At 42.0% G+C, this 23479-nt stretch carries 26 protein-coding genes; 10 read left to right on the forward strand and 16 right to left on the reverse strand.

Annotated features, from left to right (window positions below; genetic code table 11):
- Positions 1 to 39 precede the first annotated feature (39 nt).
- The 3 genes from RE474_RS08215 to RE474_RS08225 are packed head-to-tail and all read right to left on the reverse strand — an operon-like array spanning position 40 to position 2492.
- Complete coding sequence (locus tag RE474_RS08215) at positions 40 to 891, reverse strand: CBS domain-containing protein (protein ID WP_309309898.1); 852 nt, start codon at positions 889 to 891, stop codon at positions 40 to 42.
- Positions 892 to 902: 11 nt separating this feature from the next.
- The gene (locus RE474_RS08220; RefSeq protein WP_309309899.1) at positions 903 to 1361 is read right to left on the reverse strand and encodes a universal stress protein; all 459 of its coding nucleotides are present in this window, start codon (positions 1359 to 1361) and stop codon (positions 903 to 905) included.
- 30 nt (positions 1362 to 1391) lie between these two features.
- On the reverse strand, positions 1392 to 2492 hold the full coding sequence (locus tag RE474_RS08225) for an amidohydrolase family protein (protein WP_309309900.1): 1101 nt from the start codon (positions 2490 to 2492) through the stop codon (positions 1392 to 1394).
- 335 nt (positions 2493 to 2827) lie between these two features.
- Here RE474_RS08225 and RE474_RS08230 point away from each other — a divergent pair, with 335 nt between their 5' ends.
- Complete coding sequence (locus RE474_RS08230) at positions 2828 to 3184, forward strand: DUF167 domain-containing protein (RefSeq protein ID WP_438861570.1); 357 nt, start codon at positions 2828 to 2830, stop codon at positions 3182 to 3184.
- A 377-nt stretch (positions 3185 to 3561) separates the two neighbouring features.
- Positions 3562 to 4029 (forward strand): toprim domain-containing protein, encoded by a 468-nt coding sequence (locus tag RE474_RS08235; protein WP_309309901.1) that lies wholly within the window; start codon positions 3562 to 3564, stop codon positions 4027 to 4029.
- A 15-nt stretch (positions 4030 to 4044) separates the two neighbouring features.
- Here the strand turns inward: RE474_RS08235 and RE474_RS08240 are convergent, their stop codons facing one another.
- From RE474_RS08240 to RE474_RS08250, 3 genes are all read right to left on the reverse strand, one after another.
- A complete protein-coding gene (locus tag RE474_RS08240) occupies positions 4045 to 4413 on the reverse strand; it encodes a DUF356 domain-containing protein (RefSeq protein ID WP_091708732.1) in 369 nt (122 codons plus the stop codon).
- A 189-nt stretch (positions 4414 to 4602) separates the two neighbouring features.
- Entirely contained in the window at positions 4603 to 5418 is an 816-nt protein-coding gene (gene proC, locus RE474_RS08245) for a pyrroline-5-carboxylate reductase (protein ID WP_309309902.1), read from the reverse strand.
- A gap of 25 nt (positions 5419 to 5443) precedes the next feature.
- Positions 5444 to 5935 carry a multiprotein bridging factor aMBF1 gene (locus RE474_RS08250; protein WP_309309903.1) on the reverse strand — a complete coding sequence of 164 codons (492 nt, stop codon included), beginning with the start codon at positions 5933 to 5935 and terminating at the stop codon, positions 5444 to 5446.
- Between the two features lie 83 nt (positions 5936 to 6018).
- Here RE474_RS08250 and RE474_RS08255 point away from each other — a divergent pair, with 83 nt between their 5' ends.
- Both RE474_RS08255 and RE474_RS08260 read left to right on the forward strand, forming a co-directional pair.
- A complete protein-coding gene (locus RE474_RS08255; protein ID WP_309309904.1) occupies positions 6019 to 7308 on the forward strand; it encodes a proteasome-activating nucleotidase in 1290 nt (429 codons plus the stop codon).
- 48 nt (positions 7309 to 7356) lie between these two features.
- The gene (locus tag RE474_RS08260; protein WP_309309905.1) at positions 7357 to 7956 is read left to right on the forward strand and encodes an endonuclease dU; all 600 of its coding nucleotides are present in this window, start codon (positions 7357 to 7359) and stop codon (positions 7954 to 7956) included.
- Positions 7957 to 7997: 41 nt separating this feature from the next.
- Here RE474_RS08260 and glmM read toward each other — a convergent pair whose 3' ends face one another.
- Positions 7998 to 9338 carry a phosphoglucosamine mutase gene (gene glmM, locus RE474_RS08265; protein WP_309309906.1) on the reverse strand — a complete coding sequence of 447 codons (1341 nt, stop codon included), beginning with the start codon at positions 9336 to 9338 and terminating at the stop codon, positions 7998 to 8000.
- A 101-nt stretch (positions 9339 to 9439) separates the two neighbouring features.
- On the opposite strand from glmM, the gene larE reads away from it, so the two are divergent.
- The 3 genes from larE to RE474_RS08280 all read left to right on the forward strand — a co-directional run bounded on the left by larE (position 9440) and on the right by RE474_RS08280 (position 11695).
- Positions 9440 to 10240 (forward strand): ATP-dependent sacrificial sulfur transferase LarE, encoded by an 801-nt coding sequence (larE, locus tag RE474_RS08270; protein WP_309309907.1) that lies wholly within the window; start codon positions 9440 to 9442, stop codon positions 10238 to 10240.
- Between the two features lie 135 nt (positions 10241 to 10375).
- Positions 10376 to 10912 carry a DUF531 domain-containing protein gene (locus tag RE474_RS08275; RefSeq protein WP_309309908.1) on the forward strand — a complete coding sequence of 179 codons (537 nt, stop codon included), beginning with the start codon at positions 10376 to 10378 and terminating at the stop codon, positions 10910 to 10912.
- A 39-nt stretch (positions 10913 to 10951) separates the two neighbouring features.
- The gene (locus RE474_RS08280) at positions 10952 to 11695 is read left to right on the forward strand and encodes a DUF166 domain-containing protein (RefSeq protein ID WP_309309909.1); all 744 of its coding nucleotides are present in this window, start codon (positions 10952 to 10954) and stop codon (positions 11693 to 11695) included.
- Between the two features lie 29 nt (positions 11696 to 11724).
- Here RE474_RS08280 and RE474_RS08285 read toward each other — a convergent pair whose 3' ends face one another.
- Both RE474_RS08285 and RE474_RS08290 read right to left on the reverse strand, forming a co-directional pair.
- A complete protein-coding gene (locus RE474_RS08285) occupies positions 11725 to 12366 on the reverse strand; it encodes a PEF-CTERM sorting domain-containing protein (RefSeq protein ID WP_309309910.1) in 642 nt (213 codons plus the stop codon).
- A gap of 202 nt (positions 12367 to 12568) precedes the next feature.
- On the reverse strand, positions 12569 to 13072 hold the full coding sequence (locus tag RE474_RS08290) for a PEF-CTERM sorting domain-containing protein (protein ID WP_309309911.1): 504 nt from the start codon (positions 13070 to 13072) through the stop codon (positions 12569 to 12571).
- Between the two features lie 336 nt (positions 13073 to 13408).
- Between RE474_RS08290 and RE474_RS08295 the strand changes: the two genes are divergently transcribed.
- Positions 13409 to 14536 (forward strand): DUF362 domain-containing protein, encoded by a 1128-nt coding sequence (locus tag RE474_RS08295; RefSeq protein WP_309309912.1) that lies wholly within the window; start codon positions 13409 to 13411, stop codon positions 14534 to 14536.
- Positions 14537 to 14605: 69 nt separating this feature from the next.
- Here RE474_RS08295 and pheS read toward each other — a convergent pair whose 3' ends face one another.
- Both pheS and RE474_RS08305 read right to left on the reverse strand, forming a co-directional pair.
- A complete protein-coding gene (pheS, locus tag RE474_RS08300; protein WP_309309913.1) occupies positions 14606 to 16084 on the reverse strand; it encodes a phenylalanine--tRNA ligase subunit alpha in 1479 nt (492 codons plus the stop codon).
- Positions 16085 to 16171: 87 nt separating this feature from the next.
- A complete protein-coding gene (locus RE474_RS08305) occupies positions 16172 to 17470 on the reverse strand; it encodes a tryptophan--tRNA ligase (protein WP_309309914.1) in 1299 nt (432 codons plus the stop codon).
- A 201-nt stretch (positions 17471 to 17671) separates the two neighbouring features.
- Here RE474_RS08305 and RE474_RS08310 point away from each other — a divergent pair, with 201 nt between their 5' ends.
- A complete protein-coding gene (locus RE474_RS08310; RefSeq protein ID WP_309309915.1) occupies positions 17672 to 18220 on the forward strand; it encodes a hypothetical protein in 549 nt (182 codons plus the stop codon).
- 16 nt (positions 18221 to 18236) lie between these two features.
- Here RE474_RS08310 and RE474_RS08315 read toward each other — a convergent pair whose 3' ends face one another.
- The 5 genes from RE474_RS08315 to RE474_RS08335 form a co-directional block, all read right to left on the reverse strand.
- Positions 18237 to 19439: a radical SAM/SPASM domain-containing protein gene (locus tag RE474_RS08315; protein ID WP_309309916.1), complete on the reverse strand. Its 1203-nt coding sequence runs from the start codon at positions 19437 to 19439 to the stop codon at positions 18237 to 18239.
- A gap of 5 nt (positions 19440 to 19444) precedes the next feature.
- Positions 19445 to 20218 carry an RAD55 family ATPase gene (locus tag RE474_RS08320; protein WP_309309917.1) on the reverse strand — a complete coding sequence of 258 codons (774 nt, stop codon included), beginning with the start codon at positions 20216 to 20218 and terminating at the stop codon, positions 19445 to 19447.
- A gap of 120 nt (positions 20219 to 20338) precedes the next feature.
- Positions 20339 to 20947 (reverse strand): translation initiation factor IF-2 subunit beta, encoded by a 609-nt coding sequence (locus RE474_RS08325; RefSeq protein WP_309309918.1) that lies wholly within the window; start codon positions 20945 to 20947, stop codon positions 20339 to 20341.
- 25 nt (positions 20948 to 20972) lie between these two features.
- Positions 20973 to 21491: a 50S ribosomal protein L16 gene (locus RE474_RS08330; protein WP_309309919.1), complete on the reverse strand. Its 519-nt coding sequence runs from the start codon at positions 21489 to 21491 to the stop codon at positions 20973 to 20975.
- A 197-nt stretch (positions 21492 to 21688) separates the two neighbouring features.
- Positions 21689 to 22771, reverse strand: a complete 1083-nt coding sequence (locus RE474_RS08335; RefSeq protein ID WP_309309920.1) for a DUF1786 domain-containing protein — start codon at positions 22769 to 22771, stop codon at positions 21689 to 21691.
- Positions 22772 to 22818: 47 nt separating this feature from the next.
- Between RE474_RS08335 and RE474_RS08340 the strand changes: the two genes are divergently transcribed.
- Positions 22819 to 23358 (forward strand): MogA/MoaB family molybdenum cofactor biosynthesis protein, encoded by a 540-nt coding sequence (locus tag RE474_RS08340; protein ID WP_309309921.1) that lies wholly within the window; start codon positions 22819 to 22821, stop codon positions 23356 to 23358.
- The last annotated feature ends 121 nt before the right edge of the window (positions 23359 to 23479 follow it).

Genomic DNA, 23479 nt, shown 5'->3' on the forward strand with positions numbered 1-23479 from the left:
TAAAAAAAGATTGTTTGGGTATTACTACCCATTAAATGATTAGTTTTCGACAATCGCTTTCATAAGGTTGCGGTCACGCAGGAGTCCCAGGAATCTCTGGTTAGCATTGACAACAGGAATCTGGTCTATCTTGTTCCTCTTCATCTTCAATGCACATTCGCTGACACCTGATATGTATGCAGCTTTCACAAGGTCACTGACCATTACATCCTTTACTGGTATGTCAGGTACCTTTACTCTGGAAACGCTGTAGTAAATGCTCATGGTATCTCTCATGGATTCCCATGTCCATTCATCGTCATCTGAACCTGCGGACATGTCTGACATCTCTACAGTATCCTCAATAACACTGGCACTTATGATGTCACGATCTGTGATAATACCTACGACTTCAAGGTTGTTATCAATTACAGGGGATGCCTTTACTTTTGAAAGTTCCATTACTCTTGCAGCAACGTTGAGAGGCGTGTCAGTCCATATTGGAACTACGGTTGTGTTCATGTATTGTCCAACATGGTCGGTTATGTTAAGTTCTGCAATTGATGCAACAATATCAGCAACAGATATGATTCCTACAAGCTTTTCTTCCTTTACAACAGGAAGTCTTCTGATGTTATGCTCCAGAAGTATCTTTGCAGCATCTACGATGGTTCCGTCAGGATCTATAACTACGGGGTTGCGTGTCATTAAAAGTGCAAGCTGTTCTTCTTCCGGATTTTTCAGGAGGTTAGCCCTGCTCACAACACCTACGATCTTACCATCTTTTAATACAGGTACACCTGATACTCTTTTTTCTTTGAGCAGGGTGTGAACTTCATCTCTTGATCCAGGAAGGGTTGCGTATGCAACTTCTGTTCTCATTATATCAGAGATTTTAATGTTTTTTGGCATAATGATACTCCTTACTCTTCCTCTTCAGAGTCGCCTCGCACTACAAGTACGGGTACTTTTGAGTTTCTTGTTACTTTTTCAGCAACACTTCCAAGCAGGAACCTATCAAATCCGCTCTTTCCGAGTGTTCCCATTACAATGAGGTCAATGTTGTTATTATCAGCAAATTCGATGATCTCGTGACTGGGGTGACCTTCAAGGACCACGGTTTCAACGGTAACGCCTTCCTTTTTTGCCAGTTCTTCAACTGACTCCGTAGCTCCGTTTGCTTCATTTTCCAGGAGTTCGTACATCATTTCCCATCCGGCATCCATAGGGATAGATGCAAAAGCTGCAGTATCGACAACATATCCTGCATATAATTTCGCACCACTTATTTTAGCGAGTTCGATGCTGTGCATAACTGCTTTCTGGTTTTGTTTGGATCCATCGGTTGCAATAAATATATTTTTGTACAGAGTACTTGTCATTTTCCCTCTCCTTCGTAAATATATCCCTGTTTAAATTATTACTGATAGTATATCATCGGGTCGCGCTCTTCTCACAATCCCGCTGATCACTTCCCTTGTACCCGTGAGATTGCTTGAATTCCCATTAATGATCATAATTTTGGCTTTATTTCCTTCCAGGATAGAACCGGTGTTCTCAAGCCCTAATATTGTTGCTCCCATAAGCGTACACATCATAAATACTTGTCTGTCCTCTATGCCAAATATTTTAGATAAAATCTCCATTTCAGAGAACATATTGGCCGAGTTTAACATTATATTATCGGTTCCTATCGCCACTTTTATGCCTTGATCCAGCATTTTTGCAACAGGTGCCATTCCTACGCCTGTGATAAAATTAGATCGCGGACAAACGACTACTGGCGTATCGCTCTCTGCAACTCGTTTTAAGTCCTTTTCTTCCGCATGTGTCATGTGTATCAATATGTCCGGATCAAGCGATAGTGCCTTGTCTATATCACTTCGGTCATTCTCTCCAGAGTGAATGGCAAATGATGCGCCGTATTTTGCCGCCTTTTCCCTTGCAGTTTCAAGTATGTTCATGTCTATATCATTAGCACCGCTCATCCCCAGTCCGTCAGCATTTTCCAGTATTTCATCCAGCTCTGTGCAGAATTTATCTGCATCTGCGGTTTGTACTGGTCTGGCAAATATTGTTCCTTCTATATCTGATGAACTTAGGGCTTCTTTGAGAACGTTGATTCCATTTAGTCCTCCTTCCCTGAAATCTGCAAATGCACAGGTTCCCGTGTAATTCATATCGCAGATTGAGTTTTTCATCGCTCCGATCATTTCATCACGAGGTGTACTGTTCAATATGCGGTGTTTCAGGCCATCAGGTGGTTTGACTAGCTGGTCCAGATCTCTTTTTACGAAGTGTCCAACGGTTTCGCCAAGAACAGGATCCTTGCAGACTGAGTCACCTATGTGTGTATGTGCATTTACAAAACAGGGAGCAATGATTATTTGGGAATCATTCTTTTTTTCATGCACTTCCTTAATGATGCCATCCTCTACGACAATGTAACCTTCAATGACCTCTGCCTCTGGTCCGTATATTATTTTCCCGGATATTGTTTGTTCCCATGACATGAACATTCATTAATGGCTTTTATCCTTTATAAGCACTTATCAAGTATATGTTTCCAGTTAACCTTTTAGGTGCCTTTTTAGACGCTATATTTATATGTCTCACCTGTAGTAGATAAACATGCGTATTGTTAGGTCCTTGCATGAGAGCATGGCAGAGCCTATCTGTGATTGTACAGACAACCTCAATACGTAACACACTGGATAGTGCGATAAAGCCTGTCACGAGGGAAACTGGGAAGGACAGCGGAAAATCCAATAGGATGATCTCCCGGAGTTAGTGCGCCAGACGACAGCATTATCCTTCTTTTCATACAAACATTTGTTTTGTTCATTCGATGTTTATCTGGATATGGGGAATTGGCACAATGTCTTTTGAGGATGCTTTAAATGAGGTAGATTCCGGGATTATTATTGATATTGAAGTAACTCCCGGTTCAAAGGTGCTTTGTGTGCCAAGTGGCTATAATATCTGGAGAAAACGTATTGAGGTGCGTTTATCCCAGAATGCCCAGAAAGGCAAGGCCAATGAACAACTAATATCTGCTCTGGCAGATCTTTTCGGAATGCGAAGTTCTGAGATCTGTTTTGTAAATGGAATGCATAATTCCAAGAAATCTCTTCTTTTGCAGAATGCTGAGTATTCTCATATCATTGCAGTTCTTAAGGATAAACTGCCGGATGATGCTGTTTAATATTAATGTTCCTGCATTGTATTTCAGTTCTCGGAATACTTTCACCTCGCTTGCCTCCCCTTAATATATGCAGAGGACAATCTAGTATCTGAGGTGAAATACATGGATGAATATTTCGACAACCTGGTAGAAAGAGCATACTACTATGAACAGTTTGATCAATTCGTTCGCTATTACAAGTAAATTTATCATGTCCTGTCGTAACGATTCCCTCCCAATCCCAAAATGTTTGCTTTCGATTGCGACAGGTCTTTACTTGTAATAGTTATCTCTTTTTAAATTCTGTTTTGTTTCATGTTTTCAAAGGTCATTCTTTAATCAAATGAAAGGTAATTTAAATCCTGTTTAACAATACTTTTAAATTCTGGATGATTGTCATGCGACCAAGAAAACCTGGTTCTAAAAGATATTTGAAAGCTCCTTTGATCGTATATGAAAAGAGGATGGAACAAATGGATAAATTACTGGATGAGTTACAGGATTTTGTCAACCAGGGTTCAATTATTGTCGTGGAAGGAAAAAGGGATGTAGTTGCATTAAAGTCTCTTGGGATTCGTGGTGAATTCCGGCTGGCTACGCACCATTCACTTGTCAATTTCTGTGAAGAACTTGCAAAGACCGGGAAGCAAATAGTGATTCTCACTGACTGGGATCGCAGAGGCAATATACTTGCTGATAAACTTGTGGAGAATCTGCATGCTCTTGGGGTCAACCCTGACACAAGAATAAGGGATCTTGTTGTATCTCTGGTACAAAAAGAGATAAAGGATATTGAAAGCCTGCCTGGGTACGTAGGAAAACTAAGACAAATAACCACAGGTACAGATGCAACAGATTCGCTTTAACTACATTACACCTTTTTAGTGGTGTTGGGGTTCAAAACTACGCTCAAATTCCGGATATAGTTCAGATTTGTCCATTAGCTCGTCATAGACATCGTGTCTTGGACTAACTATAACTACATGGGCAGGAGGGTGTATCTTTCTCAATTTACTGATCGCAGCACCTGCATTGTTGTCAAGTTCCACCAGTGCAGCAGAATTGCATCTGGCTTTTAGTGGCACACCTGCAACACTAACCAGAAGGTTATCTGCATAAACAGGCTCAATACGTTTTGGTTTTGATACAAACCTCATTCTTCCGTAATGCTCAAGGTCATGTAATGCGACATTGACTTTGTCTGCATTGTCACCCCGGATTACAGCAAAAGATTTAACTCCAATCCCCATTCCAGAAAATCCCCTTGTGTAATTTTTTCATATGTTTCTCTCATTGCTTGCGTTTTTTAGGCTCCCGCACCTAATATGCCTGGATTTCCTAGCCTAGATATAATTAAAACTTTTTACGGTAATAAACCTTTCTATTCTAGAAAACACAGGACTTGAACAATAATAGAAATTATTATTTTCTGGTATTTATTATTTTCCAAGTTCTTTTGAACGGTTGGATGATTCAATAACAGCCTGCATGAAAGCTGACCTTATGCCGTATTCTTCCAGGACTTTAATTCCTCGGATGGTTGTTCCTGCAGGGGATGTAACCATGTCCTTCAGTTCTCCCGGATGAGCTTCGGTTTCAAGTGCCATTTTTGCAGCACCAAGAACTGTCTGGGCTGCAAGTACAAGTGCACTCTTCCTGTCAAGTCCTTCGTACACAGCCCCATCTGCCATTGCTTCAATAACGGGGAATATGTATGCAGGTCCACTTCCTGAAAGACCTGTCACTGCATCCATGAGATTTTCAGGAACCTGAATGGCACTGCCAACTGCACCGAATATCTCAAGAGCATCCTCTGCATCATCTTTTGAAGCATTGCTTCCCTGAGTTATAGCAGAAGCAGCTTCAGCAACGGTTGCTGCAATGTTTGGCATAACTCTTATGACTCTGGTTCCTTCATTGAATTCACTTTCAATATCTGCAAGTTTGACACCTGCTGCAATGGATATTACAAGTTTGTCAGAACCGATGTCCTCCTTTATGCCTGCAATTACCTTCTTAAGTATCTGAGGTTTTACTGCAAGTACAATAATGTCGGAATTATTTACAGTAGTTGTATTGTCTGTAGATACGTTAACCCCTACATCCTGCTTAAGTTCATCAAGGGATGGCTCGTAGAGATCACTTGCATATACATCGGATGAAGAAAAAAGTCCTGCACTACATATCCCTTTAATTAATGCACTGCCCATTTTTCCTGTTCCGATAAATCCCAGTTTTTTACCTTCAAGGCTCATTTTATCACTCGGTAATATTGATTATTTATTTTCTCTTGATGGTCACTATGTCCCCAAGAGTAGTTCCACGATTTAGTCTTTCACCACTCCAATCATTCTCGCCGGTCCTTTCCGTGAGTTTGATATCGAGGGCTTTCTCTATCTTCTGACGAACATCATCCTCAGGTACGATCTCTTCACGCTCTATCTTTTTAAGAAGTGTTGCTTTTTCCTTGATCTTTGAAGCCAGCTGGTCATGTGACCACTTCTTTCGTTCTCTTGCTTCTTTTATTGCCTGTCCGTACTCATCAATTAGTTCATCAACTATCATTCCAGGGGCTTTCCTTGGTGGTCTGCTGCTTCCGGTTGCCGGAGCTGGCCGACGGCTTACAGGTGCAACTTTCTTGGACACTGGACTGCGCTTTCCTGCTGCAGTACCATATTGTGAGCATCTTCCACATACTGTAAGTTCACTGCCGTCAATATTTACTTTAAAAGAATCGCCTCTGATCTCGGCGCCACATATTTCACACTGCATAGATCTTCAACTCATAAAGTGTCTAATCTCTTCTTTACGAAAGGGCTATATACCCTTCGCACTTAAATAATATTCGGAGGCACATGAGCGAGACCAGCGACAGTGACTTTGAACACGGCAGGTATGATTTTACCTCTGTGAACAAAGCCGACTATGACTATGTCGGTACAGATAACGAGGAAGATTTTTCCAAATATCTGTTAGACCGAATGCGACAGTTAGAGTCCAGGAATACTCTCCTGAAGGAACAATGCGACCAGATCGAGTCGGAAAAACGTTTTGTTGAGAGCCAGAAGCTCAAATACGAACGTGAGGTGCGCAGACTGCAGGCGGAAGTTGACCGTCTGAAAACAGTTCCTCTTGTAGTGGCAACAATCATGGATGTCATATCAGAGGAAAAAGTGCTTGTCAGAAGTTCCACGGGACCGCAGTTCATGGTCAATGTATCCCAGTACCTTAGTGAAGAGTCTTTAGTTCCGGGTGCAAAAGTTGCATTGAACCAGCAGACACTTGCGATCGTGGAAGTAATCCCAACAAGTGAAGACCCTGCAGTTTCAGCAATGGAGGTAATAGAGTCACAGGATGTGGACTACGAAGATATAGGTGGATTAGATTCACAGATACAGGAACTTATAGAATCTGTAGAATTACCACTGACAAAACCGGAGGCTTTCCAGCGTATAGGCATCACTCCGCCAAAAGGTGTTCTCCTGTACGGTGAGCCAGGTACCGGTAAGACCTTACTGGCAAAGGCCGTTGCACACAGGACAGAAGCCACTTACATCAGAGTGGTAGGTTCTGAACTGATACAGAAATACATTGGTGACGGTTCAAAACTTGTCAGGGAACTCTTCGATATGGCAAGGAAAAAATCCCCGAGTATCATCTTCATCGATGAGCTGGATGCAATTGCTTCAAGGCGTCTCAATGACACCAACGGTGCAGACCGTGAAGTCCAGAGGACACTTATGCAACTGCTTGCGGAAATGGATGGTTTTGATAACAGGGGAGATGTGAGGATTATCGCAGCTACAAACAGGCTGGATGTTCTTGACCCTGCAATTCTTAGACCTGGAAGGTTTGACAGGATAGTCAACGTACCAATGCCGGATGAAGAAGCACGTGCAAATATCTTCAGGATACACACACGTTTCATGTCTGTTGCAAAGGATATTGACTTTAAGAAGCTGGCAAAACTCACCGAGAAGGCAAGTGGTGCAGATTTGAATGCCATTGCCATGGAAGCAGGTATGCTTGCTGTAAGACTTGACAAGAAAACGATCTCCATGGATGATTTCCTCGAGTCTGTGCAGAAGGTCATGTCAAAGAAAGAAACTGAAAAGGAAGTTCTTCCGGAAGGAATGTTTATCTGACATTCCTGCTGGTAAGTTACTTCACTACCTTTTTTCATACTATTTTTAGTGAATAGTGCACAACATAGTTTTCACATTAAAGATGAGATCCGCATACTTGGTATAGATGATTCTGCGCTTATCAGCGATAAGATCATAATAGTCGGAGCCTTCTTTCGCGGTGGTAAATGGCTTGACGGTGTACTTCGGTCAGAGATTACAAGGGACGGCATGGATGCAACTGACAGCATAGTTTCAATGGTGAATAACAGCAAACATTTGCCGCAGATACGTGCCATAATGCTGGATGGAGTTACTTATGGCGGTTTTAATCCGGTGGATATTGTCGATCTATATGAAAGAACCGGCGTTCCGGTGATAGTCCTTATGCGTGACCTGCCGGATTTTGGGAATATAGAAAAGGCTCTTTCATTTTTGCCAGAATCAGAAACCAGGATGCAAATTATAAAAAAAGCCGGAAATATCAGCAGCGCGATAACAAAAGATAACGATAATCCTGTTTTCTTCCAGTGTTGCGGAATTGCTTATGATATTGCCGCAAAAATAATAAAAATAACTTCAACAAGGAGCAATATCCCAGAGCCGCTCAGAGTTGCTCATTTGATTGCTACGGGAATCGTCCTTGGTGAATCAAGAGGAAAGGCATGATCTTGCTCTTCAACAGCAAGCCATTTTCCTGCCTGTGAATCTTACTTTGACTTGTTGACCAGTTCAACTCCCTCATTCATCAGTTCATCTGCTCTTTCCTTGGTCTTTGATTCGGCAAATATCCTGATGATAGGTTCTGTTCCTGAAGGCCTGATAAGTACCCATCCGTCATCATACCAGACTTTCACACCATCTGTGGTGTCGACCTCATTATCTCCGGCAAGGACTTCCTTCTTTACTTTCTCCATAGTCGCAGGTGAATCCTGTATCTTAATTTTTGTCTTGGAATTAAAGTATTCAGGCACACTCTGAGCGAGCTCTGAGATCTTCTGTCCGTTTGCAATTATCTCAAGGAATTTAGCACAAGCCATGGCACCGTCACGGCAGTACTGGTGCTCAGGGAAGATAAGTCCTCCGTTACCCTCTCCTCCAAACACTGCATCGATCTCCATCATCTTACGTGCCACATTGATTGAGCCAACTGCTGTCCATGAAAGGTCAACGCCTGCTTCTCTGGCAACATCAAGCATTCTTGATGAGGAACTAACCGGTGTGACTATCGGTCCCTTTTTCCTTGCAAGGACATATTTTGCCATCATTGCAAGCTGTATCTCTTCCTCGATGAAATCTCCATTCTCATCAAAGAATACCGCACGGTCTGCATCTCCGTCCTGCGCAACTCCCATGTTTGCACCGGCCAGCTTCACAATATCTGCAAGTTCTGTGAGTACATCAGGTGTAGGTTCCGGATTTCTCCAGGGGAAAGTTCCGTCCACCTGTCCATTAAGGGTGATTACTTCACATCCCAGTTTCTGGAGAAGGAATGGTAATGTTACAGAACCTGCTCCGCATCCTGTATCTACGACAACCTTGAGCCTTTTCTCACGTATGAGTTCATGGTCAACTGAATTGATTATACCATTAACATAGAATTCATTGGCATTACTGTCATGGCGCAGATCTCCTGTCTTTTCCCACGATGCAGCGCTGAACTCTTTGGAGTAGTATATTTTCTCGATCTCCCTTTCCCCTTCACGTGACATTTCACTTCCGTCACTTGCGATGAGTTTTATTCCGTTGTATTCCCTTGGATTATGAGATGCTGTTACAACAATTCCTGCATCTGCATACTTTTTTACATAATACTGAACAGAAGGGGTAGGGCAGATCCCAACATCAATGACTGTAAGTCCTGCTGAAAGTGCGCCGGCAATAGCAGCGGATTTTAACATCTCACCTGAAGCTCTTGTGTCTCTTCCAATAGCCACAACGCCTTTAGAACCCATATAAGTTCCAAGACTCCTTGCAACATCAATTGCCAGTTGTGGAGTTATGTATTCGTTTGCTATTCCCCTTACACCATTAGTTCCAAAAAATGCCATCAATTATCACCAATATTAAAAGTATTGCCATTATACGTCAAAATCCTATTTTATGTTTTGTGAGAATACACTTAATAGGGTATTCTGCATATTATCAACAAATGGTCAATGAAAAACTGGAATTATTGAAAAAAGGCATTTCAGAAAAGGGAAGTGCCGTTCTTGCTTTTTCAGGAGGAGTGGACAGTTCCGTTCTTGCATCGATAGCTTTTGATGTCCTTAAAGAAAAGGCAGTTGCTGTAACCATTAAAAACCAGTCATTACCTCAGAGGGAACTGGAATGTGCAAAAAAGGTAGCTTCGGAAATAGGTCTTGAGCAAAGGATAGTTTATCTCAATGAACTTGAAGTCCCTCTTATTTCAGCCAACAGCCCTGAAAGATGTTATTACTGCAAAAAAGAGATCATCGGGGTTTTAAGCTCTGTTAAGGATGAACTCGGATTTAATGTTATTATTGAAGGTAGCAATGCTTCGGATTCCAGCTCTTACCGCCCGGGAAAAAGAGCAATAGAAGAAGCCGGGGAAATTGTTTACTCTCCCTTTCTGGAATTTGATGTGACAAAGGATGAGATCAGGGCTATTGCAAAAGAACTCGGTCTTTCTGTTGCGGCTAAAAGCCCGGCGCCCTGTCTTGCTTCGCGTTTTCCATATGGTGATATCCTCACAGAGGAAAATCTCAGGAGGGTGGAAAAGGCAGAAAATTTCCTTTTTAACAGAGGATTTGAAGGGTTCAGGGTCAGGGACCACAAAGGAATTGCACGCATTGAGCTTCAGAAGGAAGATATGGCTATGCTGCTGGAAATAAGAGTTGAGGTCGTATCCTATTTTAAGGAACTGGGTTTTACTTACGTTACACTTGATCTTGAAGGATTCCGAAGTGGAAGCATGGATGAGGTGCTATGATTTTTGTTCTTGTTTATTGTATAATATAATAGTTTGAAAAGAAAGAATTGCAGGATAATTATTGGAGTGCAACAGGTTTAATACCTGTAAGTAATCTGTCTTGCATCTGGATAATACTAACAAAAGGTGACAAGATTGCTGACATTGGGTATAGTTAACACATATGATAAGATCAAAGTGCTGGATGCTCATTACAGGGCAATCGCAAGAGCTGCACCTATATGTTATGCATACGGTTTCTCTCTTGCTCTGTATGACTTCCCTTTTAAGATGGATGCAGATGAGCTTGTGGAATTTGTTGCGGATAAAACAACTATCGGTGAATCCGGGAAATACCTGAAGTTGCTTCATGAGAAAAAGCATCTTTTTGTTTTTGACCTTCCAAAGAAAGGTTTTCAGCCGCAGTTTGGTTCTGTGGTTGTGACAACTTCAAAGCCGGAATCAAAATTTGCCATTACTCCGGAAACCTTTGCAGATGAGATTATGCATAACAAGTCATTCCTTGTGCTTGTTGGACTTGGTCGCAAAGGGCTTCCGAAGGATCTTTTCAACCTTGCAAGGTATCATCTCGACATAACTTCCCAGGGAGTTTCACTTGAAACGTGTACGGCAATCGGCTGCATTCCATCTTATGTTATGGGTATTGTCCGCACGAAGAGTTCAGTAAAGTAAGCAGGGGTCTTTATCTAGTATCAATTATATACTAGTTGCATGCGTCTGAGCATTTTTTATTCAGGTGAGTTTGGAAAAAAAGTTGTAGGTAACCTTGTCAATTCAGACCGTTTTTGCGCTTCATGTGGTGACCTCTGTGACCATTGCCGCGAACCAAGAATGAGTTTTGCACCTATGATCGTAGGTCTTTTTGAACTTCGGACCGATCTTCCTGATTTTGTTGAGGATACGGATGAGTATATTCCCTCTAATCTCCCAATAGCCGATTTGATTATCGCCATCGATCTTCATCCTGATCTTATGATGTCAGTACCTGATATTGCTCTTTCAAGCAATGCAAAGGCTGTGATTATTCCGGTTGATGACTCGCGTCTTGTTCCGGCAGGTCTTACTGAACAGATAAGAAAAAAGCTGGAATCGGTAGGTATTGAGTTTGAGTGTCCCAAACCTTTCTGTTCACTGGAGCTGACAGGAAAAACCACGATTGATGAATTCGTAAAAATGGGATTCGGCAGGCCTCTGCTTAAAATTGAAGTGGACAATACTAATGGCATTTTCACTCATGTTGAGGTTGTCAGGGATGCTCCCTGCGGTGCAACCTGGTTTGTTGCCAAGAAACTGAAGTGGTCAGATGTAAAGGATTACAAGGAAACCATTTCAGGTGCTCATCATTCATATCCATGTACTGCAAGTATGGAGAAAGATGCGCAGATCGGCGACACTATTCTACATGAAGCCGGTTATATTATCAGAAAAAGTGTAGAAGAAGCAATGGAGAATTAATTTTAAAAAAGAAAGTTAAAGGAGTAATTTTACTCCTTTCTGCTCTGGAAGATGAATGCCAGTCCGATTATTGCTGCAATTGGCAGAGCAATTGTTGGGAATTCTGGGATTTCCTGAGTTCCACCGTTACCATCGTCTTCTTCACAGTATCCTACAGTGACCCATGCACTACCTTCCTCATCACCTACTACATACTCATCAATTCTCTGGATATGGATAGATATCACATTACCATCAGCATTTGCTGGCAATGTTCCGTCCCAACCATTTATGGTGACATATATTGTAATAGGATCCGTACTTTTCAGGTTTGCTTCATTTGTCGTAGTTTTGGTGAGGAATGTTCCAAATGGGTTTCCTGCTGCCGCTGTCACAGTCCATTCATTTCCAAAATTATCCGTAACATTTACGATATCTGATTCAGGAACGTTGAGGAGAATCGTTGTAATCGTAGAATTTGGATAAAGCAGTTTGGTGTCATCGGTCAGCGTTACTACTATTGTACCTGGATCCGATGTGTTATCTGTATTTAGAGTTGCATTCAACTTACCATCATATAGGTAGTCTAGGTCATCTTGTACGTCATTTATGTAGCAAGTCATCGAACTTGCCACTCCAATGGATAGCAGCATGCTTGCCGCTATTAGCATTACTAGTATTGTTCTTTTCATGATCCCACCATCAACATAGATATTTGGTCATTTCTATGCTTAATAATAACTCTCATCTTATTGCTTTTATACTTTCCGAATAAATGTCCGAGGTAATGATGATGATGATGATGATGTGGCAGTAGTGAAGATGTATTTTATGATATATGATAAAGAAACCAGTATTAGTTTGCAGCAAAAAAGAAAGGTTTAAGGAGTAGTTTTACTCCTTTCTGCGCTGGAATATGAATGCCAGTCCGATTATTGCTGCAATTGGTAGAGCAATTGTTGGGAATTCTGGGATTTCCTGAGTTCCACCGTTACCATCGTCTTCTTCACAGTATCCTACAGTGACCCATGCACTATCTTCATCACCGGGACCAATCCTCTGGATGTGGATTGATATTACATTTTCATCATCATTTGCTGGCAACGTTCCGTCCCAGCTTGTTATGGTGACATATATTGTAATAGGATCCGTACCTTTTAGTTCTGCATCATTTGTCGTAGTTTTGGTGAGGAATGTTCCAAATGGGTTTCCTGCGGCATCTCCTACAAGCCATTCATTCCCATAATTATCCGTAACACTTACGACATCTGATTCAGGAACATTGAGGAGAATTGTTGTGATTGTAGAATTTGGGTAAAGTGCTTTGGTTTCATCGGTAAGTTCTACTTCTATTGTACCTGGATTTGTTGTGTTATCTGTAACTAGAGTTGCATTCAAGTAACCTTGGTATAGGTAGTCTAGGTCATCTTGAACGTCATTTATGTAACAAGTCATTGAACTTGCTACTCCTACGGATAGCAGTATGCTTATCCCTATTAGTATTGCTAGTATTGTTTTTTTCATTGCGCACCACCACTTTATTGTAAGTTTTTGACTCACCATAAATTGATGGGTGCTATCTCTTCATCTTTTGTTATATACTTTTCGAATTTGTACACCAAGTTATCATAATAATGATGACGAGTGTCTGCAATTTACTGTTGAATAATTTGGTATTGTGTGCAATAACCCATTCACTACCTATTTCAAGTTACTTTCCTAATATAGTCCATAATGGTCGACAAAGTTTCCATTGTAAAATGTGATGATTACTCTCATTCAAAAGAATGCATCATCGAAGCGCTTTCTCTTATTGGTGGCTTGAGGTCCATAATTTCCAAGGGCGACCGTGTCCTTCTAAAACCAAACGTTCTTGCCGCACGCAAACCAGATGATGCTGTAACAACCCATCCTTCCATAGTTGCCGCAATGTGTGAGCTTGTGAAGGACGTGGGAGGTATCCCTGTAATTGGAGATAGTGCAGGAATCACCAGACCTGGCGCAACAGCCCATGCATTCAGGGTATCAGGCATGGAGGATGTGGCTAAATCTTATGGAGTTCAGCTTCTTAATTTCCAGACTGAAGGTTATGTTGAAGTAGAGATTCCTGATGCAATGCATTTTTCGAAGCTTTATATCTCAAAAGCAATCATGGATGCAGATGTCATCATCTCTCTTCCTAAGATGAAAACTCATGAACTGACATATTATACAGGTGCTGTCAAAAATATGTTCGGTGCATTGCCACTTAAAACAAGAAAAGAAATGCACCTTCTGGGTGACAGGAAACTCTTTGGTGAGGGTGTCATTGATTTATATTCAATTGCAAAACCTCACCTTGCTGTAATGGACGCAGTTGTAGGTATGGAGGGTAACGGTCCTGCTCATGGAACACCTATCAAGACGGGTGCCATCATGGCATCTTATGATTGCGTTTCACTGGATGTTATCGCTTCAGGAATAATAGGTGTTGATCCTATGCACGTTCCGACAACAGTTGCAGCCATTGAACGTGGATTTGGAAGCAGGAATCCTGATGTAGTAGGTATCGATCCAAAAACAGTTACACAGAAGTACAAACCTTCCGGTGGTGGTATTCTTTTTAGTCTTCCACCTTATGTTATGCGGTTCTTTGGTAAGCAGTTCGAAATGAAGCCAAAGATCAATACTTCAAAGTGCGTGCTTTGCGGTGTCTGTGCAATGAATTGCTCTGTGAAGGCAATTGATGAAATTGATGACCATTTAAAGGTCAATAAAGAAAAATGCATTATGTGTTATTGCTGTCGGGAACTATGTCCTGCAAATGCAGTCGATATTGACATGTCCTTAGTTGCAAAGATCATCACAACCATCAAAAGATAAGTTCAACCACTAGGCTTTTGAGATGAATTTAAAAATAAAAAATGATAAAAATAGGATTGTATGTTCAGCTTAAAGCTGACATACTTCACTCTTGCGCAGCCAGTCAATGTCAGAGTGGTACAACTGGCGAAGGTCCTTGAGTCCGAGTTTCAGCATTGCAAGCCTGCTGACTCCAAGTCCCCATGCAAGTACCGGGTATTTGATTCCAAGAGGTGCAGTGACCTCTTTCCTGAATACGCCTGCTCCGCCAAGCTCAACCCATCCAAGTCCGTCAACATAGACTTCCGGCTCGACACTCGGTTCTGTGTATGGGAAATACCCTGGTCTGAATCTTACGTCCTCAAATCCCATCCTGTGATAGAACTCAGCAAGGCATCCAAGAAGGTTTGAGAATGACATGTCCTTGTCCATAACAACACCTTCAAGCTGTTCGAATTCCGGTGTGTGGGTAGGGTCAATTGTCTCTCTGCGGTATGCTCTGTCAATTGAGAATGCTTTCACAGGTGCATCCGGGTTGTCTGCAAGGTATTTGATTGTCAGTGCTGTTGTGTGGGTTCTGAGTACATTCTTACATGCGATCTCTTCGCTCCACTTTCCTCCCCATCCTGTTGAGCCGGTTTCGCCTCCGTTCTCGTGGGCTGCACATACCTTATCCTTATATTCAACAGGAAGTTCTGATGTGCTGGAAAGGTGGAAAGTATCCTGCATCTCTCTTGCAGGGTGGTCCTGTGGCTGGAACAGTGAATCGAAGTTCCAGAATGAGCTTTGTACTGCTTCTCCCTTGATCTCTGTGAATCCCATGTCAAGGAAAATACGTCTCATTTCATCAATGAGGCGCTGGTATGGGTGAATCTTTGCTCCGTATACTGGTCTTGGAGCTGTGTGAATATTATATGGTCTGAACTTCTTGTCTTTCCAATCTCCGCTTTTCAGGAGTTCGGATGTGAGCTGTGCAACCTCTTCTTCAACAGTGATACCTGCTGCAACAAGTTCCTTACCTTCAGATGTGATGCAGATCTTTCTCTTCTTGTCTTCGGTTTTAGCTACAAGCTTACGCTTTATAAGGTCATTAATGATATTCCTGTCTGCTCCAAGTTCCTCGAATGTCTTTGTTTCACCTGCAAATGCTTCCAGAGCCTTTTCATCTTCTCCTTTTTCAGCATTGCCTGTTGGAACTATCATTCCTTTCTCAATTCCTGCCCAACCCTTGCGACGCAGCCAACCGGTAGCAATACCGGCAACAGCAGGATTGAATTTATCCTTAAGATCATCCATTGAGGTTGGCCCTGAAATTGCATCGATTATCTGTCTTTCAGGCAGTCCTTCCTGAGCATACTTCTTTCCTTCATCAGTAAGCTCAAAGATCTCGGTAATCGTTTCATCTACTTTGGTAAGCCCTTTCTCTTCAAGTAAAAAAGCAGCCTGCATTGAAGTTTCCATTTTCATTTCAGACTTCTCTGCAAGTTCATCCGGACTTGCATCTTTTAAAGTCTCCAATGCGATCAATACATTTTTCTCATTGGATGTAAGGTTGTACTGGGAGCTCATTATCACACCTGTTATATAGAGTTAGTAAATCCTGTAATTTGTAAATAATAACCGATTATCGGTAATTGACTATCGACAATTCTATTCTTACAGTCCATATTCGTCAAGCCTGTCCTTTGCGACTTCACGTAGTTCCTGATGTTCTTTCAGGAACTTTTCTGTTCTCTCGGCTGCAAGTGCTTTACAGTGACCGCACATTCTGGTTCCGTCACGACATTCAGTGTATATCTGTGCAAGTTCTTCGTCATCATCTACAAGGTGGAACAGGAACATCTCATAGACAGAGCACTTTTCAGGTTCACCGCCAAGTTTCTTCTGTTCCTCAAGGGTCATTCTGCCGCCTGTCTTTGCCCTTTTGACTTTCTTTCCAGCACCCTTGGGGTCTTCTGTAAGCGAGATATAACTTTCAGGCACACTGCTTGACATCTTTCCGCCCTGAAGTCCGGACATGAACCTGTGATATGTTGATGACGGTGGGACAAAGGCATAACCTCCGAATTCCAGTTCAACGTCCTGTACGATCTTCATGAGTGTATCGAAATCCGTTGCATCTAATACGTCAACATGTCCTTCAAAGAGTTTGGTCTGACCAGGAATACGTTCTGCAATTTCCTTAAGGGCTTCTTCCGGTGCCGCCTTGCTGCGAATGCTCAAATAATGGTTACCTTTCTTATCTTCTCTGCCTTCGATTTTGAACATATTCATCTTATGTCCAAGTCCTCTTGTAAGCCTGATATGTGGGTCCTGGTCAGAACCAACAGGAATGACGGTTGGTTTCGGTCCACCGTATTCCTCAAGCTGCGGATGAAGAATGTCTGCGCTCTGGGTTACAGCACTCAGCATGTGTGCGACATTAGTCTCACCTGTAAAACCGTAGATTGCACTGAGTTCTGAGTAGTTTGCCTTTGAACTTAGTTCGAATGCAAGGTCTTTGACCTGCTCGGATTTAGACTGGAAGTAGATATGTCCGTTTGGTTCAAATCCAAGAGCAATCAGGCTGATGATGTATTCATTAATACCAATGTCACTGCATCTTTCCCATGACATGCCCCTGACTGCATGAGCTTCACGGTCTGCAATTCCGACAAAAGCATCAGCACCCTGCTGCTGGTGCCAGATAATTTCTTCCATTACCATCTTGTGTCCAAGGTGTATTTTCCCGGAAGGCATGAACCCGCTCATAACTGAGAACGGTTTGTTGTTGTTCATTGCATCAGTGATGCGGTCATAGTTCCTGTGACCAAAGATTATCTTTCGGCTCATGAACTTGTGAGGATTCTCAATCTCCCGGACCATGTCATCAAATGGCTGAATACCAAATTCATCGAATAATTTGGAATAATCATCAATGTTCAATGCGCTCCAGGGGTCGATCTTCATGTTCATATGTTGCCTCTTAATCTCCTGTTTCTCGGATTTTTGATTTAGTGTCCTGCACTTAAAATTGTTAGTAAAAATACGTTGTGATATGTAAAGGTTCTTATTGCATTTCGGCACAAACATATTAAAGTAAATTGAACATGCAGTAAATTTATTATATAATACTATCCTTTATGCAGTTAGAGTAAAGTTCACGGGGAAATGTCAATGGAGATAACCTTCTTTCATCTTGCAGCACTGTTTTTTGGTTTGCTGACATTATATAATTTGTATTCTGCTCGAAAGTATGGGGAAAGCTATCTTCCCGTGCTAGTAGGTACAATGATGCTGTTCTCACTGGTTTTGTTCATCTTTCTTCCATGGCAATATGGTTATGTTGCTTTCCTGCTAACTGCAATATTCTCTGTGACAATTTACAGGAAATCCTGTGATATGCACAAAGAGAAAATGGAGCGCTTTGTAAGAGATTCAAAAGATAATGATTCTCTAAAACTTATTGATTATTTTACAGGATGGAAGCTGCTTCATCGCTGGAATAAAAAATATGGTCCGAAAAAGGCTTCTTTTATTAATTCGGCGATTATGTGGGTATTTGGTATCGTTTTTACGTTATTGCTTATATATATCTGGCCGGATACGTTTGTGAATATGCGCTATAGTATTATCATTAGTATAACGGTGGTTATAGTTGGCTTTTACTGGCAGAACAAAAGACTGCTGGAGGGCCTTGAAAACGGTAACCTGGCAAATGAATAAAAAAAAGAAAACAAAATCAGGCCTGAATCTTATCAATATCATAAGGTTTTGATGCATCATCAGGTATCTTGTCCACAAGCTGAAGATACTCTTTCTCCTGCATCAGGCATGTACTACGCTGGCCTCTAAAAGCTTTGTCTTTGCGTATCTTTGTCCAGATATCCTTTATAGAATTGTCCTGTATGTTTCCATAATGGAACGGGATATACGGGCATCCTTTTACAAGGCCGTCAACACAGACGTGCATCCATCTCTGGCCTGCCATGCATCCGAGCATCTCTCCTTCAAAGTAGGTGTTGGCAAAGATACGTGGTCCACCTTTGGTAGAGTTTATGCGATGGTACATTTCAAGTACTTTCTGCCTGTCACCGTCTGAGATTATAGGATCATCTTTCTTTTTCGGGACCGATTCCCATAAGGAAAATTCATGAACGCCAATGTTCCTTGCAAGTTCATACATTGCAGGCAGTTCATCAATGTTCTTCGGGGAAACGTGGGTTGCCATTGTAACAAGAAGACCTGCTTCCAGCCCGGTTTTCATGGCACCTGTTGCAATCTCAAAAGCACCGTCAAGCTTTCTGACAGAATCATGCTTTTCGGCCTCTGTGGAATAGATACTGACTAACAGGTTATGCAGTCCTGCTTCCTTAAGCCTCCTTGCATTCTCAGGTGTCATCTCTGTTCCCGGGGTGTACATATTGACGATGGCACGTTCCTTGTCCACATAATCGATAAGCTCATAGATGTCTTCACGCAGCATCGGGTCCCCTTCTGTGAATACGATCACCATTGCACCCATGTCAAGCACATCATCGATAGCCTGTTTGATAGTTTCTATGTCAAGATCCCCTTCTCCTCCGCTGACCACGCAGTGCTCACAATTGCATTTACAGTTTCGCGTAATCTCAAAGGAAACCGTTTCAGGTATGTATCTGCCAAGTGCTATCTGGGTTTCAGCCAGCAGCAGACGGTTAAATGCTTTACTTGGGATTGGTGGCAGCCATGTTGAGGCTATAACCTTATCATCATCAATCAAAGCAGGCTTTTCTTCTTTTAATCGCTGGTTTATCTTCTTTAAAAAAGGTGAACAGGCTTTCCTCAACGGGCCATGTGCTTTAAGCTGAACAAAATCAGCTTTTTTATCCATTTTGATTGAAAGTCCGGGTATTGAAACCAATGCAATATCTTTGTTATCTGAATCTTTCTGATCGGCTTTCATTTACATTATTCCCCTAGAATCGAAGATCGCTGTAAGGAGAACACATCAGCTTCCTTGCCTATAACAGAATCGGATGAATAGACAAAAATGCCATTATCAGTAATCATGTATGGGCGAAGCACCTCGTCATGCTTTACACCCCGCATTTTTAATATCTCAAGGGATCTGATCCTTTCTCCGGCAATCCTGTTGACTTTAAGACAGATAACTCCTTCGGCAAGGTATTCTTCGACACTGAAATGGTCGGGGTTCATGTTCATTTCACTTGTAATTAGTGTAGTGCAGTCAAAGCTTTCGATATTCTTGATGAATTCAAGTATAATATGTCTGACGTCTACCGGATCAGGGGATATTTTAAGAGAGGTCAGCGAATCAATGAAAAGTCGCTTAGCATTAATTTCTTTCACACTTGCATAAATCTGCCTCAGCACGGTCTCAAGCGTTGCATTGTCATGATCTTGTTCAGGTTCCAGTGTCTTGATGTAACGTCCATATGCTATGGGGTCTGCTCTGATTATGCGGAGCCTGTTCTCTTTGATGAGACGTTCCATGTCCCAGCCGTATCTCCACATGTTTCTCATGATGCGGGCAGGTGTTTCTTCAAAAGTAACGTAAACTCCAGGTTCATTGTATAGTGTAGTGCCAGCATACAGATACTGTGATCCGAAAGTAGATTTGCCTGCACCGGGTCCTCCGGTCAGGAGGATAACATCGTTTTCAATGAACCCGCCTTCTATAAGTTCGTCAAATCCTGGAATTCCTGTTGGTACTCGTGCCATATCTCTCCTCGAGTAATTATTTTCGAGTAATTTATATATTTAGCGCACGAATATTATATAACGATTGCTTTTAAAAAAAGTTATCAAAAAAAGAAGAATATTGATACCTGTATTCAGGTATCATACCTTTTCAGAGAACGCGAGGGTTCCACTGATTCTCTTTATCCTTACCTTGAGGGTTTCGCCCTTTGCAGCACCCGGTACAAAGATCGTGAACTTGTCAACCTTTGCAATTCCGTCGCCCTTGGAACCGACTGCATCGATGCGAACATCGTATTCCTTGCCTTCTTCAATGGAATCCTGCTTAACAGGTGCACTTGCACGTCTCTTTTTCACAGGCCTGTGAGCTCCACAAGCTGCACATTTAAGCACCATTACGCGGTCCATTTTGGTAAGCTGAGTGTCAGGTCTTCCACATTCGGAACACATAACGAATTCTTCAACATACGCCTCGATATTGGACTGGATCTGGTCCTTGGAGAACCTACCCTGGAACACTGCCCTGAGTCCCTCGATCTTTCCAGCAGTTCCCATTTCACGTGTGAGATATTTCATCAAATGATCAGGTTCCCTGTTAAGAACATCGGCGATATTGTTGAAGTTGTCAAGGATCGTGGTCTTACCCTCTACCATGATCTTTGGCTCAGGGATTACGAAACGGGCATCCGTAGTCTCCATGTCGGGTAAGTTAGCTATCGCACGATCCAGAAGCGCTTCGTAATCTTCCATATTTAATCCCTCTTTGTAATTTTGTTTACTGTACAAGTTCCATACCCTGGTCAACTACAATTCTGACTGGGGTTGGCAGTTTCTGGCCAGCCTTTCTGAGTGCTTCCTTTGCTGCTACAAAGTGTTCTTTGTTAACAGATATTGTGAAGATCTTCTGCTCGGCTGAAACTCTTGCTGCTGTTCCTACGTTCTTTCCGAATGCACCACGCATACCACTGGATACACGGTCTGCACCTGCTCCGGTAGCCTGCTTGTTCTCTCTGAGTACTTCGTGTGGGTATACTCTGAGCTTGATGTGGTATCCTGCACGGCCTGCTGCGTTTACCATTGCCCTGTTGGCGGTGATACGTGCAGCTTCAAGAGCAGTGTGACGTAGCTGGCATCTTTCCTTTACTATAAGTGTGACCTTTACCGGGAACTCAGCACTCTTGTTACCCATGTCGTAGTGAATGATGTGGCTACCTGGCACACCACCCATGTATTTCCTTCTGGTGAATGAGCGTTGTCTGACGTTCCTGTACATACTTGCTGGTTTTCTTACCATGAATAAAATCTCCTTGAATTAATTATTGTAATAAAGAGCGGTACGTAACTATGATAGTACCGTTGTCTTTTGCCTCTGGATTTGTACCCTAATTGATATGTATATATTTGTATTTGTTGATGTTGCTCTCAACAATATGGATTAATCTCGATGGCTGTCCTCATACTACCTAGGAGTTTATAAGTCTTGTCACAGGTTCAGAGCTCTCTGCTCAGCTGGACTGTAAGAAGACCAAAACAACCAGACAACATCATATTTCCATATGGGGATGCAAAATGAAGCTTTTCCCATACAGCACTGTCCCTTTTATTAATCTCCATATCCATGAGTATATTACGTCGGGGTCCGGTGATCATTATTGACCTGATGGCATCAGATCCCGGAGTTTCACGGATATAGCAGCCATGCCCTCCATCATCAAAGATATCCTCGAAACTAAGTTTTCCACTGGCAAAGTCCATTATATATTTCTGTAACTTTTCACCATCAAGGGCTGAGCTATGATGTTCGAACAAGGCTATAACACGATTATTGTCCACAATAGCAGCAAGAGTATGTCCGTTACCTATGTTTACAACAATTGCAGGTTGTAATGCATTTTCGTCAATCAAAGCACCAAATATTGCTGCTGGCCCGGTATCCATAATAATAGTATCTTTGATGAACTCCTGTTTTTTCAGGGTTCTTGCAACTGCTGCCATGCGGGTAAAATCTTCAGGAACAGTATCTGCGTTGTAGGCAAAGTGTTCAAAGCTTCCTCCTTCATCAATAAGCCTTTCAAATATCCTAAAACGGTATATCCGGTTACTTTCCTGTGGTGAGTTTCCATGATCCTGTACTGCCACAGCGATCATTTCAGGCATATTAACTCCAAAACTGGCAAGGGCATTACTGAAAGCGTCAACATCAATGTCCTGAAGAACGATCTCTTCTGTTCCTTCGGGAAGATTTCCCAGTTCATCACTGGTAATTATATTGATACCCATAGATCTGACCCTTTCAATATCATCTTTTATGGTAAGGGCCGCTCTCTCAGTTGCATATACCTTAAATCCATTTTCCATATGGGCTTTAATGGCTCTTACAGAAGGCCCTCCTCCCATGACATCTCCGGTCAGAACTATATTGTGTCCTCGTAGAGTTGCCTTTCTGATCCTTTCTGCAACAATTACTGTCGGCGATGGCATGATCATCACAAGACTGTTCTCTATCTCACGCTCAGTATCATAAAGCAGTATATCCTGCGTACCGGTCCCGACATCTATAGAAAGAATCCTCATGGTCAAATCGAGTGTTTCTTATACTTTTTCAGGTATAAATACTTCGTATGAGCAGTCAGTCTACAAAAGAACACAAGGAAGGCACAGAAAAAGAATATTCTTTTTACCTGGTCACCATTTCCAGTTCCAGATTCAGTGAATTCGGAGCAGTTTCCTCACCGGAAGAAGCCAACGACGGTTCCGGGAAACTAATGCATGAACTTGTTATTTCCAGTGGTCATAAAGTTACGAAATATGAACTGATCCCTGATGATCCTGCATTGATCAAAGGTGTCATACACCGGGCTCTTGAATCTGATGCTGATGTTGTCATCACAAGTGGAGGAACAGGACTTGCTTCAAAGGACGTTACCATTGAATCCGTAGCTCCTCTGTTTGACAAAGATATTCCGGGATTCGGTGAACTTTTCCGATTCAAGAGTATAGGGCAGATAGGCAGTTCTGTTATTCTTTCACGTGCAGCAGCAGGTTTGTTGAAAGGGAAAGTAATATTCTGTGTTCCCGGATCTCCGAATGCTGTGGAACTTGCGTTGCGAGAGATTATTCTTCCGGAAACAGGTCATCTTGTGAAACATGCTCGGCAGTAACCAAAAAAGGTTTATATTGTATATTTTACTTTATTAAAGTGTGTCAAAAGGCACATTTATATACGTTAATATTTATAATTGTATTAAAAGTTAATGTTGTAGAATCCCTTTAAGGAGGAAT

Source organism: Methanolobus sediminis, from assembly GCF_031312595.1.
GTDB classification, from domain to species: domain Archaea; phylum Halobacteriota; class Methanosarcinia; order Methanosarcinales; family Methanosarcinaceae; genus Methanolobus; species Methanolobus sediminis.

Excerpts from the sequence above, each read along its gene's own strand:
- RE474_RS08305 (WP_309309914.1), bottom strand. The coding sequence starts at position 17,470 with ATGAACATGAAGATCGACCCCTGGAGCGCATTGAACATTGATGATTAT.
- RE474_RS08215 (WP_309309898.1), bottom strand. The coding sequence starts at position 891 with ATGCCAAAAAACATTAAAATCTCTGATATAATGAGAACAGAAGTTGCA.
- RE474_RS08240 (WP_091708732.1), bottom strand. The coding sequence starts at position 4,413 with ATGGGGATTGGAGTTAAATCTTTTGCTGTAATCCGGGGTGACAATGCA.
- RE474_RS08235 (WP_309309901.1), top strand. The coding sequence starts at position 3,562 with ATGCGACCAAGAAAACCTGGTTCTAAAAGATATTTGAAAGCTCCTTTG.
- glmM (WP_309309906.1), bottom strand. The coding sequence starts at position 9,338 with ATGGCATTTTTTGGAACTAATGGTGTAAGGGGAATAGCAAACGAATAC.
- RE474_RS08340 (WP_309309921.1), top strand. The coding sequence starts at position 22,819 with ATGAGCAGTCAGTCTACAAAAGAACACAAGGAAGGCACAGAAAAAGAA.
- RE474_RS08320 (WP_309309917.1), bottom strand. The coding sequence starts at position 20,218 with ATGGCACGAGTACCAACAGGAATTCCAGGATTTGACGAACTTATAGAA.
- RE474_RS08225 (WP_309309900.1), bottom strand. The coding sequence starts at position 2,492 with ATGTCATGGGAACAAACAATATCCGGGAAAATAATATACGGACCAGAG.
- RE474_RS08330 (WP_309309919.1), bottom strand. The coding sequence starts at position 21,491 with ATGGTAAGAAAACCAGCAAGTATGTACAGGAACGTCAGACAACGCTCA.
- RE474_RS08280 (WP_309309909.1), top strand. The coding sequence starts at position 10,952 with ATGCGTCTGAGCATTTTTTATTCAGGTGAGTTTGGAAAAAAAGTTGTA.
- RE474_RS08315 (WP_309309916.1), bottom strand. The coding sequence starts at position 19,439 with ATGAAAGCCGATCAGAAAGATTCAGATAACAAAGATATTGCATTGGTT.
- pheS (WP_309309913.1), bottom strand. The coding sequence starts at position 16,084 with ATGAGCTCCCAGTACAACCTTACATCCAATGAGAAAAATGTATTGATC.
- RE474_RS08310 (WP_309309915.1), top strand. The coding sequence starts at position 17,672 with ATGGAGATAACCTTCTTTCATCTTGCAGCACTGTTTTTTGGTTTGCTG.
- RE474_RS08230 (WP_438861570.1), top strand. The coding sequence starts at position 2,828 with ATGTTTATCTGGATATGGGGAATTGGCACAATGTCTTTTGAGGATGCT.
- RE474_RS08295 (WP_309309912.1), top strand. The coding sequence starts at position 13,409 with ATGGTCGACAAAGTTTCCATTGTAAAATGTGATGATTACTCTCATTCA.
- larE (WP_309309907.1), top strand. The coding sequence starts at position 9,440 with ATGGTCAATGAAAAACTGGAATTATTGAAAAAAGGCATTTCAGAAAAG.
- RE474_RS08250 (WP_309309903.1), bottom strand. The coding sequence starts at position 5,935 with ATGCAGTGTGAAATATGTGGCGCCGAGATCAGAGGCGATTCTTTTAAA.
- RE474_RS08285 (WP_309309910.1), bottom strand. The coding sequence starts at position 12,366 with ATGAAAAGAACAATACTAGTAATGCTAATAGCGGCAAGCATGCTGCTA.
- RE474_RS08255 (WP_309309904.1), top strand. The coding sequence starts at position 6,019 with ATGAGCGAGACCAGCGACAGTGACTTTGAACACGGCAGGTATGATTTT.
- RE474_RS08325 (WP_309309918.1), bottom strand. The coding sequence starts at position 20,947 with ATGGAAGATTACGAAGCGCTTCTGGATCGTGCGATAGCTAACTTACCC.
- RE474_RS08335 (WP_309309920.1), bottom strand. The coding sequence starts at position 22,771 with ATGAGGATTCTTTCTATAGATGTCGGGACCGGTACGCAGGATATACTG.
- RE474_RS08220 (WP_309309899.1), bottom strand. The coding sequence starts at position 1,361 with ATGACAAGTACTCTGTACAAAAATATATTTATTGCAACCGATGGATCC.
- proC (WP_309309902.1), bottom strand. The coding sequence starts at position 5,418 with ATGAGCCTTGAAGGTAAAAAACTGGGATTTATCGGAACAGGAAAAATG.